This window comes from Xenorhabdus sp. BG5 (genome assembly GCF_015163665.1).
Lineage (GTDB): Bacteria > Pseudomonadota > Gammaproteobacteria > Enterobacterales > Enterobacteriaceae > Xenorhabdus.
In genome coordinates, this window is the sequence record NZ_JADEUG010000016.1 from 55,483 (window position 1) to 70,257 (window position 14,775).

At 44.3% G+C, this 14,775-nt stretch carries 13 protein-coding genes; 8 read left to right on the forward strand and 5 right to left on the reverse strand.

What is annotated here, in order from left to right; genetic code table 11:
- Window positions 1-44: 44 nt before the first annotated feature.
- On the reverse strand, window positions 45-2,093 hold the full coding sequence (gene mnmC, locus IQ209_RS10360) for a bifunctional tRNA (5-methylaminomethyl-2-thiouridine)(34)-methyltransferase MnmD/FAD-dependent 5-carboxymethylaminomethyl-2-thiouridine(34) oxidoreductase MnmC (protein ID WP_193851228.1): 2,049 nt from the start codon (window positions 2,091-2,093) through the stop codon (window positions 45-47).
- A 204-nt stretch (window positions 2,094-2,297) separates the two neighbouring features.
- Between mnmC and fabB the strand changes: the two genes are divergently transcribed.
- A complete protein-coding gene (gene fabB / locus IQ209_RS10365) occupies window positions 2,298-3,512 on the forward strand; it encodes a beta-ketoacyl-ACP synthase I (RefSeq protein ID WP_193851229.1) in 1,215 nt (404 codons plus the stop codon).
- Window positions 3,513-3,643: 131 nt separating this feature from the next.
- Here the strand turns inward: fabB and IQ209_RS10370 are convergent, their stop codons facing one another.
- From IQ209_RS10370 to IQ209_RS10380, 3 genes are read right to left on the reverse strand one after another with little or no spacing between them, the layout of a single operon-like run.
- Window positions 3,644-5,152 (reverse strand): tripartite tricarboxylate transporter permease, encoded by a 1,509-nt coding sequence (locus tag IQ209_RS10370; protein ID WP_193851230.1) that lies wholly within the window; start codon window positions 5,150-5,152, stop codon window positions 3,644-3,646.
- Between the two features lie 10 nt (window positions 5,153-5,162).
- The gene (locus tag IQ209_RS10375) at window positions 5,163-5,594 is read right to left on the reverse strand and encodes a tripartite tricarboxylate transporter TctB family protein (RefSeq protein WP_193851231.1); all 432 of its coding nucleotides are present in this window, start codon (window positions 5,592-5,594) and stop codon (window positions 5,163-5,165) included.
- Between the two features lie 13 nt (window positions 5,595-5,607).
- On the reverse strand, window positions 5,608-6,582 hold the full coding sequence (locus IQ209_RS10380; protein WP_228005821.1) for a tripartite tricarboxylate transporter substrate binding protein: 975 nt from the start codon (window positions 6,580-6,582) through the stop codon (window positions 5,608-5,610).
- Window positions 6,583-6,867: 285 nt separating this feature from the next.
- On the opposite strand from IQ209_RS10380, the gene tctD reads away from it, so the two are divergent.
- Together tctD and IQ209_RS10390 are read left to right on the forward strand one after the other, a co-directional pair.
- Window positions 6,868-7,536, forward strand: a complete 669-nt coding sequence (gene tctD / locus IQ209_RS10385) for a transcriptional regulator TctD (protein WP_193851232.1) — start codon at window positions 6,868-6,870, stop codon at window positions 7,534-7,536.
- Entirely contained in the window at window positions 7,533-8,987 is a 1,455-nt protein-coding gene (locus tag IQ209_RS10390; RefSeq protein WP_193851233.1) for a sensor histidine kinase, read from the forward strand. The genes tctD and IQ209_RS10390 overlap by 4 nt, the downstream gene beginning before the upstream one ends.
- On the opposite strand, the gene IQ209_RS10395 is transcribed toward IQ209_RS10390, so the two are convergent.
- Window positions 8,940-9,839, reverse strand: a complete 900-nt coding sequence (locus IQ209_RS10395) for a DMT family transporter (RefSeq protein WP_193851234.1) — start codon at window positions 9,837-9,839, stop codon at window positions 8,940-8,942. The two genes, IQ209_RS10390 and IQ209_RS10395, sit on opposite strands and share 48 nt — an antisense overlap.
- 131 nt (window positions 9,840-9,970) lie before the next feature.
- On the opposite strand from IQ209_RS10395, the gene IQ209_RS10400 reads away from it, so the two are divergent.
- The 5 genes from IQ209_RS10400 (at window position 9,971) to IQ209_RS10420 (ending at window position 14,668) form a co-directional block, all read left to right on the forward strand.
- Entirely contained in the window at window positions 9,971-10,720 is a 750-nt protein-coding gene (locus tag IQ209_RS10400) for a helix-turn-helix domain-containing protein (RefSeq protein WP_193851235.1), read from the forward strand.
- Between the two features lie 157 nt (window positions 10,721-10,877).
- On the forward strand, window positions 10,878-12,005 hold the full coding sequence (gene pdxB / locus IQ209_RS10405; protein WP_193851236.1) for a 4-phosphoerythronate dehydrogenase PdxB: 1,128 nt from the start codon (window positions 10,878-10,880) through the stop codon (window positions 12,003-12,005).
- A 68-nt stretch (window positions 12,006-12,073) separates the two neighbouring features.
- Entirely contained in the window at window positions 12,074-13,084 is a 1,011-nt protein-coding gene (locus IQ209_RS10410) for an aspartate-semialdehyde dehydrogenase (protein ID WP_193851237.1), read from the forward strand.
- The gene (gene truA / locus IQ209_RS10415) at window positions 13,084-13,923 is read left to right on the forward strand and encodes a tRNA pseudouridine(38-40) synthase TruA (RefSeq protein ID WP_193851238.1); all 840 of its coding nucleotides are present in this window, start codon (window positions 13,084-13,086) and stop codon (window positions 13,921-13,923) included. Before IQ209_RS10410 ends, truA begins: the two co-directional genes overlap by 1 nt.
- Before the next feature lie 46 nt (window positions 13,924-13,969).
- Complete coding sequence (locus IQ209_RS10420; RefSeq protein WP_193851239.1) at window positions 13,970-14,668, forward strand: DedA family protein; 699 nt, start codon at window positions 13,970-13,972, stop codon at window positions 14,666-14,668.
- Window positions 14,669-14,775: the final 107 nt, after the last annotated feature.

Sequence of the window (14,775 nt, forward strand, 5' to 3'; positions counted from 1 at the left end):
ACCAGACATATTTTTCCCATGTCTGGTGCACAACATAAACTACTTTAAGGTTTTTCTGTTCTTACCGCTTTGCCACGTAATAGCTTTCTAACCCAAAAGCGATTTGGGTGTAAAGCCGCTAATGTTTCGTCATCAAGTGGGGGAGGTTCCCCGAAAATTTGGCTAGCCAATAATTCTGCGCTTAAAGGAGCAGAACATAATCCACGTGAACCTAACACACCAAGAACAAATAAATCTGGATAACAAGGAGATTCTTCAATCATCTTATTCGTGTTTATTTGCAGAGATAAATTTGCATATTTATCCATAAGCTCACTGAAAACAGGAACATTCCCGACCATTGGCATATGATCCCGGATGACACATCGAATACCTTGGCGAGACTTTTCTTCTGAAATGTCAACTTCCTGTGGCCAATCAACATCCGGGAAACATTTTAATAAACGGTCCCGGTTTTCTTGTTGTTCGATAGAAGAGTACCGTGTATCCAACTGATTGCGTTGATAACTGGCACCGATGCAGTGATATTGGTTATTAGGATTAACGGGAGTCATGTAGCCATCGTAACACAGTACGCTTTTCAATTGGCTTAGGCTATCTGTAGTTGGAATATGGCTAACCTGACCGCGAACAGCGGTTACAGGGAGTTTTTTAGTCTGTTCAAATTGTGGCAGACAGTGGCCATTGGCAATAATGACAATTTTGTGATCCTTGCATTGCAGGTTTTCCTTATGTTCAAACTGCAATTGCCAGCCGTTTTCACTTTGAATAAGCTGAGTTACTTTATGATTAAAATAAACCAGCATTCCGCGTTGTTCAGCCAGTTTAATTACTGCTTGAGTCAGTTGTGCGGGGTATAACCATCCTCCTTGTGGATAGTGAATGCCATCATAATTCACATCTACTCCACTGACATGGCTTAATTGGTTGCGGTTCATACCAAGCGCAATGTCTTCTGGCCATGCTGTCCGTAGCATTTTGCTGATTTTATTTGCGCTTTTTTCATCATAAGCTAATTGGCTGACACCACACCATTGATGGTCAAACGATACATTTTCGTCAATTAATTGATCGTACTGACGGCGGGCAAAAGTAAATGCTGATGTAAAGAAGCGTTCTAATGGATCGTCATTGCCATTCAATAGGGGATAAAGAGCCCCTTGTTGATTGCCGGATGCATTTTGGGCAGGTTGGGCATCCTGGCAATATAGCGTGACTTTGGCGCCACGGCGCAATAGGGCAAGTGCGGTCAGTGCACTGGCAATACCGCCACCGATGATGGCAATGTCATCGGTACAGGTAGCGGTTTTGCGAGAAAACCAGGGTGCATAAGGTAAGTGAAGCTGGCCACTTGATGGAGATAAGGTGCCAGTTAGCATCTCTCTTTTACGCCCAAAGCCTTTAACCTTAGTGACATTAAAGCCTGCTGCCTGCAATCCTCGGCGGACTGTTCCGGCAGAGGTAAAGGTCGCAAAAGTCCCTTCAGGACGACAAAATTTTGCCATTGCAGCGAACAGCTGTTCACTCCACATTTGTGGATTTTTTGCTGGTGCAAAACCATCTAAAAACCAGGCATCAATTTTCCCTGTCAGGCTTGAACTTATTTTCGGTAATAGATCATTTACATCGCCAAACCAAAGATCCAGGGTAATAGCGCCATTATCCAGAATTAATCTATGGCAGCCCGCCAGTGGTAAGGGCCATTGTTGGTATAATTGCGCAGAAAACGCCTTAAGTTCTGGCCAACGTTGGTGTGCTGTTTTCAGGTCAGATGGTTTTAATGGGTATTTTTCAAAACTGATATAATGTAGCCGTTTTAATGCAGCTTCAGGATATTGTTGTCTAAAATGAGAGAAAGATTGACAAAGTGTCAGGAAATTCAATCCAGTACCGAATCCAGTTTCTGCAATAACACACTCTGGGCAGGAATGCGTATTAAAACGTTGAGGAAAATGATTGCCTTTCAAAAATACATATAATGTTTCTTCCAAGCCATCTTGATTTGAAAAATAAACATCATCAAACTGCTCTGAAATGGGGGTGCCCTGCTCATTCCAGCTTAGGGTTGCGTTGCTGATAGCACTGCTTTTCACAATAATGCCTGTACTGTTGATAACAATAATAGGTGGATTTTAACGGTCTTCGTTTAGTTGCACCACCCATGGCAAAGCTTCAAAGTTGAGTCAAGATCAATTTTTCCTTGAATTTTTAACCTGATCGGACTTGTTCAGCTTACAAGTGTAAGCTAAAGTGCAGGTGAATAAATCCCGCAGGTAAACATATTGATGAGGTAAGTAATGAAACGTGCAGTGATCACCGGTCTGGGTATTGTTTCTAGTATTGGTAATAACCAGAAAGAGGTGCTGGAATCTCTGAAAGAGGGCCGTTCCGGGATAACTTTCTCAGAAAAATTTAAAGAAATGGGCATGCGCAGCCATGTTTGGGGGAATGTAAAACTGGATACTTCTGGTTTGATTGACCGCAAAACTCTACGTTTCATGAGTGACGCATCGATTTATGCTTATCTGGCAATGGATGAGGCAATTAAAGATTCCGGCCTGTCCGATGAACAAGTTTCTAACCTGCGTACTGGATTGGTTGTCGGTTCAGGAGGTGGCTCTCCCTATAACCAAGTCGCTGGTTCAGATGGCATGCGTGCCCGTGGGTTGCGTGGCGTTGGGCCTTATATGGTCACACGGGCAATGGCTTCTGGCGTGTCAGCATGTTTGGCAACACCGTTTAAGATCAAGGGCGTCAACTACTCCATCAGTTCTGCCTGTTCAACCTCTGCACATTGCATCGGTCATGCCGTTGAATTAATCCAACTCGGTAAACAAGATATTATTTTTGCCGGTGGTGGTGAAGAATTAAGCTGGGAAATGGCTTGTGAGTTTGATGCAATGGGAGCACTTTCCACTAAATATAATGAAACACCAGAACAAGCTTCCCGTACCTATGATCAAAACCGTGATGGTTTCGTGATCGCGGGTGGTGGCGGTATTGTCGTTGTTGAAGAATTAGAACACGCATTAGCCCGTGGTGCGCATATTTATGCTGAAATTATCGGTTATGGGGCAAATTCAGATGGTGCAGATATGGTCGCGCCTTCTGGAGAAGGCGCTGTGCGTTGTATGAAAATGGCATTAGACGGTATTGAAGGTGGAATCGATTACATCAATACCCACGGAACTTCGACACCAGTTGGCGATTTGAAAGAACTGGAAGCCATTAGAGAAGTTTTTGGTGACAACACACCTGCCATTTCCGCGACTAAAGCGATGACAGGACATTCATTGGGTGCAGCGGGTGCCCATGAAGCGATTTATAGTTTGTTGATGTTAGAGCATGGCATTATTGCACCAAGCATTAATATTGAAGACCTGGATGAAAAAGCACAGGGCATGGATATTGTTACTGAACCTACCGAACGCGAGCTAAGGACAGTGATGTCCAATAGCTTCGGGTTCGGTGGTACAAATGCATCCCTGGTGATGCGCAAGTATTCAAACTAATTTTTTAAGTAATAAAAAACTTATATACGCGTTACCTTTCAAATTGCTCACTATAAGACAACATAACTCATTGTTTCTTGAAGTGAGATGGGTATAGCCAATCCATTGATTATGTGGATTGGCTATTTTTATTAAGGCGCCGTGATTTTATTGCGGCGTTTATTAATGATGCGCAGAATGGGCGGAATAACAATGACTAATACCGCCAGAATCAGCAAAACTTGTGTGATAGTACTACTCCATAAGATCTCAAAATCTCCATTGCTGATTGAGAGTGCCCGTCGTAGGTTTTGTTCCAGCATTTCGCCTAAGACGAAACCTAAAATCAGTGGTGACATTGGGAAATTCATTTTTCGCAGTATATAGCCGAAAACGCCTAATCCGACCATTAACATCAAATCAAAAGTGGTGCTGTGGATGGCATATACGCCCACTGCGGAAACGATAGCTATTGCAGGAACCAAAAACCACATTGGGATACTGAGCATACGGGTAAATAACCCAATCATCGGGATGTTCATGATCAGTAATAAAATATTAGCGATCAACAAAGCAGCAATAAGCCCCCAGACGATATCAGGCTGTTCGGTGAACATGGTAGGGCCAGGGGTGATGTTGTAGAGTGTCAAAGCACCCAGCATCACAGCGGTTGTACCTGAGCCGGGTACACCGAGAGTCAGCATAGGGATAAATGAACCACAGGCTGATGCGTTATTCGCAGCCTCTGGTGCAGCGACACCGCGGATATCACCTTTACCAAATGAATCACTGTTACCGCTGATCCGCTTTTCTGTCATGTAGGTTATTGCACTGGCGATTGTCGCCCCTGCACCAGGTAATATTCCCACAAAAAAGCCAATGACTGAGGAGCGTAAGGTTGGTCCTACACACGTTGCCGCTTCTTTCCGATTGAAAAGCAGGCGCCCTGTTTGGCTAATGACTTTTTGCCCCGCAGAAGTACTCTCCAGCATCAATAAAATTTCACTGACTGAAAACAGCCCAATAACGACAACTATGAATTGAATACCATCGGAGAGATGCACGTTATTAAAAGTGAAACGATAAACGCCGGTGTTGGCATCCACGCCCACGGTTGCCAAGGCCAAACCGATTAAGGCGGCAAGGAGTGATTTTATGGGATTTTGGCTCATCATGCTGCCGAGACAAGCAATAGCAAATACCATGAGTGCAAAGTATTCAGCCGGTCCGAAAGCTAAAGACCACTGTGCCAAAAGTGGAGCAAATAAAATGATACCCATGATAGCCAAGAGTGAGCCACAAAACGAACTAACGGCAGAGATAGAGAGTGCAACGCCCGCTCGCCCCTGTTTTGCCATCGGGTAGCCATCAAGCGTTGTCATAATGGCAGCGGCATCTCCCGGTACATTCAGTAAGATTGAAGAGATACGGCCGCCATATTCACAACCAATGTAGACAGTTGCCAATAAGATCAGGGCAGATTCAGCGGGTAATTTTAACGCAAAAGCCAATGGCAGCAGAATAGCCACCCCATTTATAGGACCAAGACCGGGCAGTAACCCAACAACAGTACCGATAAAACAGCCTATCAATGCAATGACCAAGTTTTTGGGTACTAATGCGACTTCAAAACCATGGCTCAGATAAATCCAAGTATCCATTGTTGTCTCCTTAGCTGAGCCAACTGCCGACGGGCAGAGTGACTTCTAACAGACGATCAAAAGCAAAAAAGAGTGAACTACCGAGAACTAAACCGGAAATAGTTGCAGCAAGGAGTGTGGCGTTAAAGAGTCGTGCCACACAGATAGTCAATAACGTGGTTGCGAGTGGAAAACCCAACCACTCAAATGACCATGCATAAATGGTTAGTGTGGCAATCAATAAAACTAAGCGACGTAACACGTGTGGTGCTGGCCAGTAAACGGGATCCGGTTTTTTAAACAGCAACAGTAAAGCACAAAGTGCCATTAATGAAAGAATAGCCATTGGAAATGGGCGAGGACCCAGAGGTTCATAGCTATATTCACTATGGATACCCCATCCGATGACCAGTCCTATTCCACATAGCACCAGCCATACAGTAGCAAAGATACGATCGCTCATGATGCTATCCCTGTTATTTTGCTAAACCAAAGGATTTGGCCATTTCATGGTATTGAATAACTTGTTTTTTCACATAGTCATCCAGCTCTTTGCCAGTCATATTGAATTCAAATAATCCGCGTAGTTCACGTTGTTTTTTGAATTCATCAGATTGTTGGAGTTTTTTAAAGGTATCTATCCACCATTGATATTGTTCATCAGAGACTTTGGGTCCCATGTAAAAACCACGAATAATTGGCCAAACCAGGTCGTAACCCTGTTCTTTTGCTGTTGGAATTTTTGCCAGATCGCCGTCTAAGCGTTTATCGGCATAAACAGCAAGTATGCGAATTTTATCGCCATTGAGATAAGGTAAGGTTTCACTTAAATCACCGGATACGACTTGGATATGATTACCCAACAGGGCGGTGATAGGTTCACCACCACCTTCAAACGCGACATAGCGCATTTTGCGGGGATCGACACCAACCTCTTTTGCCAGTAATGCGGTTTTCATCCAGTCTTGACTACCGATGGAAGCCCCTGCACCAAACACAATACTATCGGGCGCTTTTTTAAACGCCTCCATCAAATCTGTCAGCGTTTTGTAGGGAGAATCCTTGCGCACCGCAATCATGCCATAATCTGTACCGACACTGGCGAGCCAGCGTACATCATTGACGTTGTAGCGACCAAATTTGCCTTGAGCAAGATTCAATAAGGAACCGCCGGAAAAGGCGACGACAGTACCGGGTTCCGCGGGTCGTTGGGCAATAATGGCATTATAGGCAACTGCACCGACCCCGCCGGGCATAAATGTCACCCGCATGGGAGAATCGATAGTTTTAGTTTCTAATAGTGAAATTTGGATAAGTTTGCAGGTTAAATCAAAGCCTCCACCGGGTTTGGCGGGTGCAATACATTCGGTTCTATTGGGAGCAGAAGTTGCAAAAGCGCAGGAGCAAATAAACAGGCTTGCAGCGGTTAATAATGTTTTAAAAGTTCTCATTTTTATTCCTCACATAGCACCAGTAAAGGGTATAAATGGTAAATTTCTGGCGCCTGTTTATTTATAAAAACGAAACCTTTCAATTACCTTTCATTAACAATAAAAGTTGTCTGGATGTGACCTCAATCGCTTAATTTGCGTAGTGTTTTACATAATTGTGTTAATTTGTTGTTTGATTTTATGTTTTTTTGTTAACTCCTAAGCAATTGCTCAATCTTAATATTGCAATTATGTGATATCTCCGCTTTATTTCTCTGGTTAATTTTTAACAATAGGTATTATTCAATGCGGCTCTTATTAGTTGAAGATCACCCAGAATTATCACATTGGTTACAGAAGGCATTGAATAATGCTGGGTTTGTGGTTGATCTGGCGGAAGATGGTATCGTGGCAGATCAGCTTTTGCAGACTGAAAATTATGCGTTGTTGATTCTGGATGTGGCTTTACCTAGGTTGGATGGTTTGTCTCTGTTATCGCGGTTGCGTAAGCGTGGTCAAAACTTACCCGTGTTGTTATTGACTGCTAAAACAGAAGTTACGGATCGTGTGAAAGGGTTGAATTCCGGTGCCGATGATTATTTAACCAAGCCTTTTGATTTTCAAGAACTGGAAGCCCGTATTCGTGCGTTGTTGCGTCGTAGTTCAGCTATACCCCAAGAGGTACAGAAATTTGGTTCATTGACTTATGAAGGTGAAGGGTATTTTGTGCTGAACAATGTACCATTGGCACTGACTCCCAGAGAATTGTCTGTGTTAGCAACACTATTTCATCGTCGAGGGCGTCCGGTTTCTAAACAGCAGCTGTTTGAGCAGGTGTTTTCCCTATCAGATGAAGCCAATCCACAAAGCATAGAACTGTATGTTCATCGGTTACGAAAAAAATTATTCAACAGTGATGTAGAGATCAAGACATTGCGTGGGTTGGGATATCGGTTGGAGCGGTTGACACAATGAAATATCTGAAAATACCGCGATCGTTATTCCACCAATTATTGCTGTTCCTGGGCGTTCCTTTGCTGTTCCTGGGCGTTCCTTTGCTATTACTGGGCTGTGCTTCTGTTTATAGCCAGTATGCCAGCGTGAGAAATGCAGCAATGTTGGCTTATGACAGAACATTGCTTGCATCAGCAAGAACCGTTGCTGAACGCCTGACTGTTAGAGATCAAAGCTTGCTCGTTGATGTACCTTATGTTGTCTTGGACAGTTTCGAGCGCAATACGAATGATCGTCTGTACTACCAGGTTATCTCACCGGAAGGCAAGACGATTTCCGGTTATGATGATCTTCCCCAAATACCGCAGAACGTCCAGCGTTCACCCTTATATACGGCATTGGCTTATTTTTATGACGCGGAATATCAAGGGCAGCCTATACGTGTAGTAGGATTGTATCAACCCATCAATGAAGGTAACGTCATGGGGATGGCGTTGGTATTGGTGGCGGAAACGGTGACCTCCCGTCAAGATATGACTCACCAATTACTGCTGTCTTCGCTGGTTAATCAAGGGGCTGTCGTATTATTGGCATTATTCCTTGCTTACATCTTACTCAAACTCCTGCTTAAACCGCTGCGGAAGCTTTCAGGCATGATGAGCCTGCGTTCTGCTAATGATCTAACACCATTACCGAATATTTTACCGTGGTCCGAGCTTGCTCCCTTACTGCAATCGCTTAACCGCTATATTGGACGGTTGGCATTAATGGTTGGACGCCAAGAACGATTCAGTGCAGATGCTTCTCATCAATTAAGAACGCCTTTAGCAGTATTGAAAACACAGGTTGCAGTAGCACGTGGCAACCAAGATCTGGAACAGAGGGATAGCATACTGACAGCAATTGATAAGAGTTTGGATAATATGATCGTGCTGACTGATCGCCTGCTGCAACTTTCACAACTTAGAGTGCATGAAAAAGAGGCAATACAAAATTATCAGCCGGTCAATATCGTGGCGCTGTTGCAACAAGTTTGCTTTTCCCGTTTACAGCAAGCAGAGAGCAAAAACATTGACTTAGGTTACGAAGGGGAAGAGTCTGCCTGGATCAGGGGAGATCCGCTATTGTTAGCAGAAATGTGCGCTAACTTGCTGGATAATGCCATCAAATATACCCCGCAAATGGGCGTGGTAACGGGGAGGGTGAGTATAATGCCAGATAAAAAACACGCTTGCCTTGAGATCGATGATTCAGGTCCGGGTATCGCTCAAGAAGATATTCACCAATCGCTAATGGCATTTAACCGTTTAGACAACGCTGCTGGGCTGGAGGGGGCGGGATTAGGACTGACTATTGTTAAAGAAATTTGCCAGTATCACAATGCCGCTCTCCAGCTTTTACCCAGTGAGGTGTTGGGTGGGTTATTAGTGAGAATTATAATCAGGCTTTCTGCGCGTGAGCGGGATACGTAACTGTTGCGCGAGTATCACACCGGCCAAAACAACACCTCCTCCAATTAAATGGTAACTGTGCATTTCTTCATGGAGATCCACGATAGCAATAATGGCAGTAAATACGGGTGCCAGATTCATAAAAATAGCAGTCATGTTTGCGCCAATGCGGGTGACACCTTGTATCCACAAATAGGGAGCAATAATGGAGGCAGGAATACCAGCAAACAGAACAAGGGAAATATTATCGGTCGTTAACTGGATATCATCTGCCATCATGAAATTGGGTAAAAGCAATAAAACGCCAAACCCAATTTGGGCATACAGTGATTGCCAGTTGGCTAATGGAATTGCCCAACGTTTGGTTAAAACTCCATACAAGGCATAAGAAGCGGCGGCAATAAACATCATCACTTCTCCAATACCCAAACCCTGTTGCAATAGGGAAGCGGGTTCCCCTTTGCTGACCAGCCATACAAGCCCAAACAGAGAGAGTACAGTGCCGAGAGTGATACCAACAGTGGGGGTAACCCGTAAGGCAAAGATACTGATAATGACGGTTAACAGGGGGATTAATGAAGTGAAAATCCCGATGATTGTCGCGCTGACGGTGTGGGCTGCATAATATGCCAGGCTTTGGTTAAGCACCATACCCAGAGAACCCAAAATCAATAGCTTCCACCAATATTGAGCAATGATTTTCCGCTGTTGTAGAACTGGCAATAAGAGAAAAGGCGTCAGAACCAAAAAGGCAATAAACCATCGGTAAAAAGAAATTGCAGCAGGTTCAATATGAGTGGCAGCAGCTTTGCTGACAACGGCGTTGATTGACCAGATCAGCACAGCGACAAGGGGGAATAATAAGTTCTTCATTGAATTGGATTATTTAGGTAAGTAGTTTGTCTGTTTAGTTTAGCAATGACCGATTTATTATATATATTGATAATCAGACAACAGATGTGGCTATTAAGACAAGATATTTACCCTTGGAGACAAATAAGGTTATGTTTCAGCCAATTATGCCGGATATCCTCTCTTTTCGTGATGAAACATTGAATGCTGATACTGAATGTCGGTTACATACACATCCTTTCGGTCAATTAATTTATGTCGTTTGTGGCGTCATGGAAACTCAGGTGGGAAAGCAGCGTTTTCTTGCTCCACCAGAGTTTTGTATCTGGATACCGAAAAATATCGCCCATTCAAGTTATAACCGGAAGGCGATGCGATTTTGGATCATTGACATTTCCCCCCAATGGACGAAGACCTTGCCGCAACAACCTTGCCTTATCCGTTTGAGTGGTATCTTCAATGCCATTATGGTGGATTTTTTTCAGCGAAAGATCCGGCAGTTGGAAACAGAAAAAGATCGGCGGCTGGCACATATATTGATTGATCAGTTGGAGTTGTCACCAAGTCAGTGTACTTATTTACCTTCCTCAAAAGATAAATTGCTTGCTCCCGTATTACAGATGTTGGAACGTAATCCGGCAGATAATACCTCGTTAGCGGAGTGGGCTAAAAAACGTTATACCTCAGAGAGAACTTTATCGCGGCGTTGTAAGCAAGAATTGGGCATGTCATTTAGTGAATGGCGGCAACGGCTGCGTTTTCTCCATGCCATCTCTTTATTGGAACAGGGGAAAAGTATTCACGAAATCGCGTTTGATGTGGGTTATAGCTCATCATCGGCTTTTATCGCCATGTTTCAACAGATTGCGGGCACAACACCAGAACGTTTCAGAAAAGGCTGAAGGCCTATACTAATTGTTTTTCAAGATGCGTCTTAATATCTCTCCGCGTAGCGGGGAGAAATCACACGCATCTTGAAGTTAGATTGGTATATAGGTTTTATACAGATAAAATGGCAGAATAGTGGATCACGCCCATTTAAGTCATTGGATGAGAAAAGTGAAAATCTTAGTTGATGAAAATATGCCTTATGCTGAACAACTCTTCCAGCAATTAGGTGAAGTGCAGGCAATTCCAGGGCGCCCAGTGCCTGAGGGAGTTTTGGAACATGCTGATGCCTTTATGGTTCGATCTGTCACTAAAGTCAATGAATCTTTGTTGCAGGGCAGTTCGGTGAAATTTGTCGGGACGGCCACGGCGGGAATGGATCATGTTGATCAGCAATGGTTATCTCAGGCAGGGATTGGTTTTTCCGCCGCGCCTGGATGTAATGCCATTGCCGTGGTTGAGTATGTCTTCTCGGCATTGATGTTATTGGCTGAGCGCGATCAATTTCAGCTTAAAGACAAGACTGTCGGTATTGTCGGTGTTGGCAATGTCGGGGGACGTTTAGCTGATCGACTGACGGCCTTGGGCGTGAAGACCTTACTGTGCGATCCTCCCCGCGCAGATCGTGGCGATGAAGGGGCGTTCTGGCCTTTAGAAAAATTGGTGCAAGAAGCGGATATTCTGACTTTCCATACCCCTCTTAATCACTCTGGCCCATACCAGACGTATCATTTGGCTGATGCAGCATTACTCTCTGCATTACCGGACAACCGTATTTTGATTAATGCCAGCCGTGGTGAGGTGGTTGATAATCAAGCGTTACTTTCCGCGCTGCAAAATGGAAAAAGGTTACGCACAGTGCTTGATGTTTGGGAGCCAGAGCCTAACCTTTCTCTACCCCTGCTAGCGTTGGTTGATATTGCGACCCCACATATTGCCGGTTATACCCTGGAAGGCAAAGCACGGGGTACAACTCAGGTTTTTGAGGCTTATTGTGAATTCCTGGGGCAACCGCGCAAGACGGAATTGGCTGATCTGTTGCCAACACCCGATTTCAGTCAAGTCACCGTGCGAGGAGAGGTGACACAAAGTCTCCTCAAGCGTTTGATGCATTTAGTGTATGATGTGCGCCGTGATGATGCGCCCTTACGTCAGGTTGCGGATCAGGAGGGCGCATTTGATCGATTACGCAAATACTATCCAGATCGTCGGGAATGGTCTTCACTGACCGTGCATTGTGACTCAGAAGAGAGTGCTCAATTACTGTCCAGACTTGGATTTAATGCAGAAGTGATTTAATACAGGCAGGGATCCCTGCCTGTCAGCAAAATAAGAAATTTGGAATAAGAGAAGTGGAGAAGACCAACATGTCAGAAGGTTGGAATATTGCGCTTTTGGGTGCAACAGGCGCAGTAGGTGAAGCGATATTGGCGTTATTACAGGAACGTCAATTTCCGGTTGGTGAACTGTATCTTCTTGCCAGTGAACAAAGTGTTGGAAAGATCCAGCGTTTTAACGGAAAAAACATCACGGTTCGTGATGCGGCAGAGTTTGACTGGTCACAGGTACAACTTGCTTTTTTTGCCGCGACGATGGAAATAACTGCGCAACATATTGAAAAGGCAACAGAATCTGGTTGCCTGGTGATTGATAGCAGCGGCTTGTTTGCCGCAGAGCCAGATGTGCCTTTGGTTGTTCCTGGCGTTAACCCTTATGCATTGGCTGAATATCGTAACCGTAACATCATTGCTGTAGCAGATAGCTCAACTAGCCAGGTTCTGACCGCCATCAAGCCATTGATCGATACGGCTGGCATTGCCCGTTTACATTTGACCAATATATTGCCAGTTTCTGTTTATGGCAAAGCAGCCACTGATGAATTGGCAGGGCAGAGTGCGCGTTTATTAAATGGCATTCCACCGGATGAGGGGCGTTTCAGCAAACAATTGGCTTTCAATTTGTTGCCGTTGTTGCCTGATGCTGAAGGTGTGGTGCGCGAAGAGCGTCGTATTGTCGATCAAATTCGCAAAGTATTACAGGATGAAGGGTTGCCGGTTTCGGTAAGTTGTGTTCAATCCTCTGTTTTCTATGGTATTGCCCAAATGGTGAACTTGGAAACGCTGCGTCCGGTTGGCATAGAAGAAGCCTGTAGTGAATTCGAGCGTCTTGACGATATTCAGGTTTCAGAAGAGGGGGATTACCCGACTCAGGTAACGGATGCTTCGGGCAGTGATCGTTTGAGCATAGGTTGTCTGCGTAACGATTACGGTATGCCTGAGATGCTGCAATTCTGGTCAGTTGCCGATAATATCCGTTTCGGTGGTGCCTTGATGGCGGTTGAAATCGCTGAAAAACTGATGCAGGAGCAATTTTACTGATGTCTGATACAGGGCTGAGTCAGTCTGTGCCTGAGGCAAAAAAAGAGAAAATTGCACTGGGGATTGAATATGACGGCAGTCGATATTATGGTTGGCAGCGTCAGCAAGAAGTGAAAAGCGTACAGGAATGCCTGGAAAAAGCGCTGTCGAAAGTTGCGAATGAGCCGATTTCAGTTTTTTGTGCGGGTAGAACGGATGCAGGGGTACACGCGACCGGGCAGGTCGTGCATTTTGAAACCTCGTCCCAACGTAAAGATGCCGCATGGACAATGGGGGTAAATACCCATTTGCCAGCGGATATTGCAGTACGTTGGGTTAAAACGGTGGATGATGAATTCCATGCCCGTTTCAGTGCAACTGCTCGCCGTTATCGCTATGTGATTTTTAACCACCGTTATCGTCCAGCGGTATTGGCGCATGGTGTCACGCATTTTCATTATCCATTGGATGAGAAAAAGATGCATGGAGCGGCACAGAGCTTGTTGGGAGAAAATGACTTTACTTCTTTCCGGGCAGTGCAGTGCCAATCCAATTCACCGTGGCGCAATATGATGCATATTAACGTTAGTCGGCATGGGCATTATATTGTTGTGGACATTAAGGCGAATGCCTTCGTGCATCACATGGTACGCAATATCGTTGGCAGCTTGCTGGAGATTGGTTGCGGTAACCAGGATATTGGCTGGATGGCTGAATTATTGGCGCTGAAAGACAGGACAAAAGCGGCAGCCACTGCCAAGGCTGAAGGCTTATATTTAGTTGCTGTGGATTATCCTGAGCGTTTTGATTTACCTGAGCCCATTATGGGGCCACTATTTCTGGCAAATCATTTAATCTGACATTTTCGAATAGTGACAGGGATGTTTGGTCATAACGAGGAATATTATGGAGTTTTTAACTCATTTTGTTGATTTCGCGAAATTCATTGTCGATTTTATTTTACACATTGATGCTCATTTAGCTGAATTAGTTGCCAGTTATGGTGATTGGGTTTATGGCATCCTCTTTCTGATTATATTTTGTGAAACAGGTCTGGTGGTCACGCCATTTTTGCCAGGGGACTCCTTGCTGTTTGTGGCTGGCGCACTCTCTGCATTAGATTCCAATGATCTGAATGTACACATCATGGTGGCTTTGATGATTACAGCCGCGATTATTGGTGATGCTATCAACTATACCATTGGCAGAATATTTGGTGAGAAATTATTTACCAATCCCAATTCAAAGATTTTTCGCCGCAGTTATTTAGATAAGACCCATGAGTTTTATGAAAAACATGGTGGAAAAGCAATAATCTTGGCTCGGTTTGTGCCAATTGTGAGAACGTTTGCACCGTTTGTTGCAGGAATGGGGAAAATGTCTTACCGCCATTTTGCTGCTTATAATGTCATCGGTGCATTTATCTGGGTGCTATTATTCACTTATGCCGGTTATTTATTTGGTGATATGCCAGTTATACAGCAAAATCTGAAATTATTGATTGTTGCTATTATTTTTATCTCTATTTTGCCTGGCATCATAGAAATTTGGCGTCATCGCCGTGCTGCGTCGAAAAAAGCAACAGGCAGTGCAGTAGATAGATAAATAGAAGATAGATAAACCGATAACAGGTTTGAGCAGTTTTTTATCCACACTGTAATGGCATTGTGGTTTAATGGCACGTAAAACAAAAGCTGGCAGCAGCCAGATTC

Bases quoted from the DNA above. Each gene is read 5' to 3' on its own strand.
- fabB (WP_193851229.1), top strand. From the start codon at position 2,298: ATGAAACGTGCAGTGATCACCGGTCTGGGTATTGTTTCTAGTATTGGT.
- IQ209_RS10370 (WP_193851230.1), bottom strand. From the start codon at position 5,152: ATGGATACTTGGATTTATCTGAGCCATGGTTTTGAAGTCGCATTAGTA.
- IQ209_RS10375 (WP_193851231.1), bottom strand. From the start codon at position 5,594: ATGAGCGATCGTATCTTTGCTACTGTATGGCTGGTGCTATGTGGAATA.
- IQ209_RS10380 (WP_228005821.1), bottom strand. From the start codon at position 6,582: ATGAGAACTTTTAAAACATTATTAACCGCTGCAAGCCTGTTTATTTGC.
- tctD (WP_193851232.1), top strand. From the start codon at position 6,868: ATGCGGCTCTTATTAGTTGAAGATCACCCAGAATTATCACATTGGTTA.
- IQ209_RS10390 (WP_193851233.1), top strand. From the start codon at position 7,533: ATGAAATATCTGAAAATACCGCGATCGTTATTCCACCAATTATTGCTG.
- IQ209_RS10395 (WP_193851234.1), bottom strand. From the start codon at position 9,839: ATGAAGAACTTATTATTCCCCCTTGTCGCTGTGCTGATCTGGTCAATC.
- IQ209_RS10400 (WP_193851235.1), top strand. From the start codon at position 9,971: ATGTTTCAGCCAATTATGCCGGATATCCTCTCTTTTCGTGATGAAACA.
- IQ209_RS10410 (WP_193851237.1), top strand. From the start codon at position 12,074: ATGTCAGAAGGTTGGAATATTGCGCTTTTGGGTGCAACAGGCGCAGTA.
- truA (WP_193851238.1), top strand. From the start codon at position 13,084: ATGTCTGATACAGGGCTGAGTCAGTCTGTGCCTGAGGCAAAAAAAGAG.
- IQ209_RS10420 (WP_193851239.1), top strand. From the start codon at position 13,970: ATGGAGTTTTTAACTCATTTTGTTGATTTCGCGAAATTCATTGTCGAT.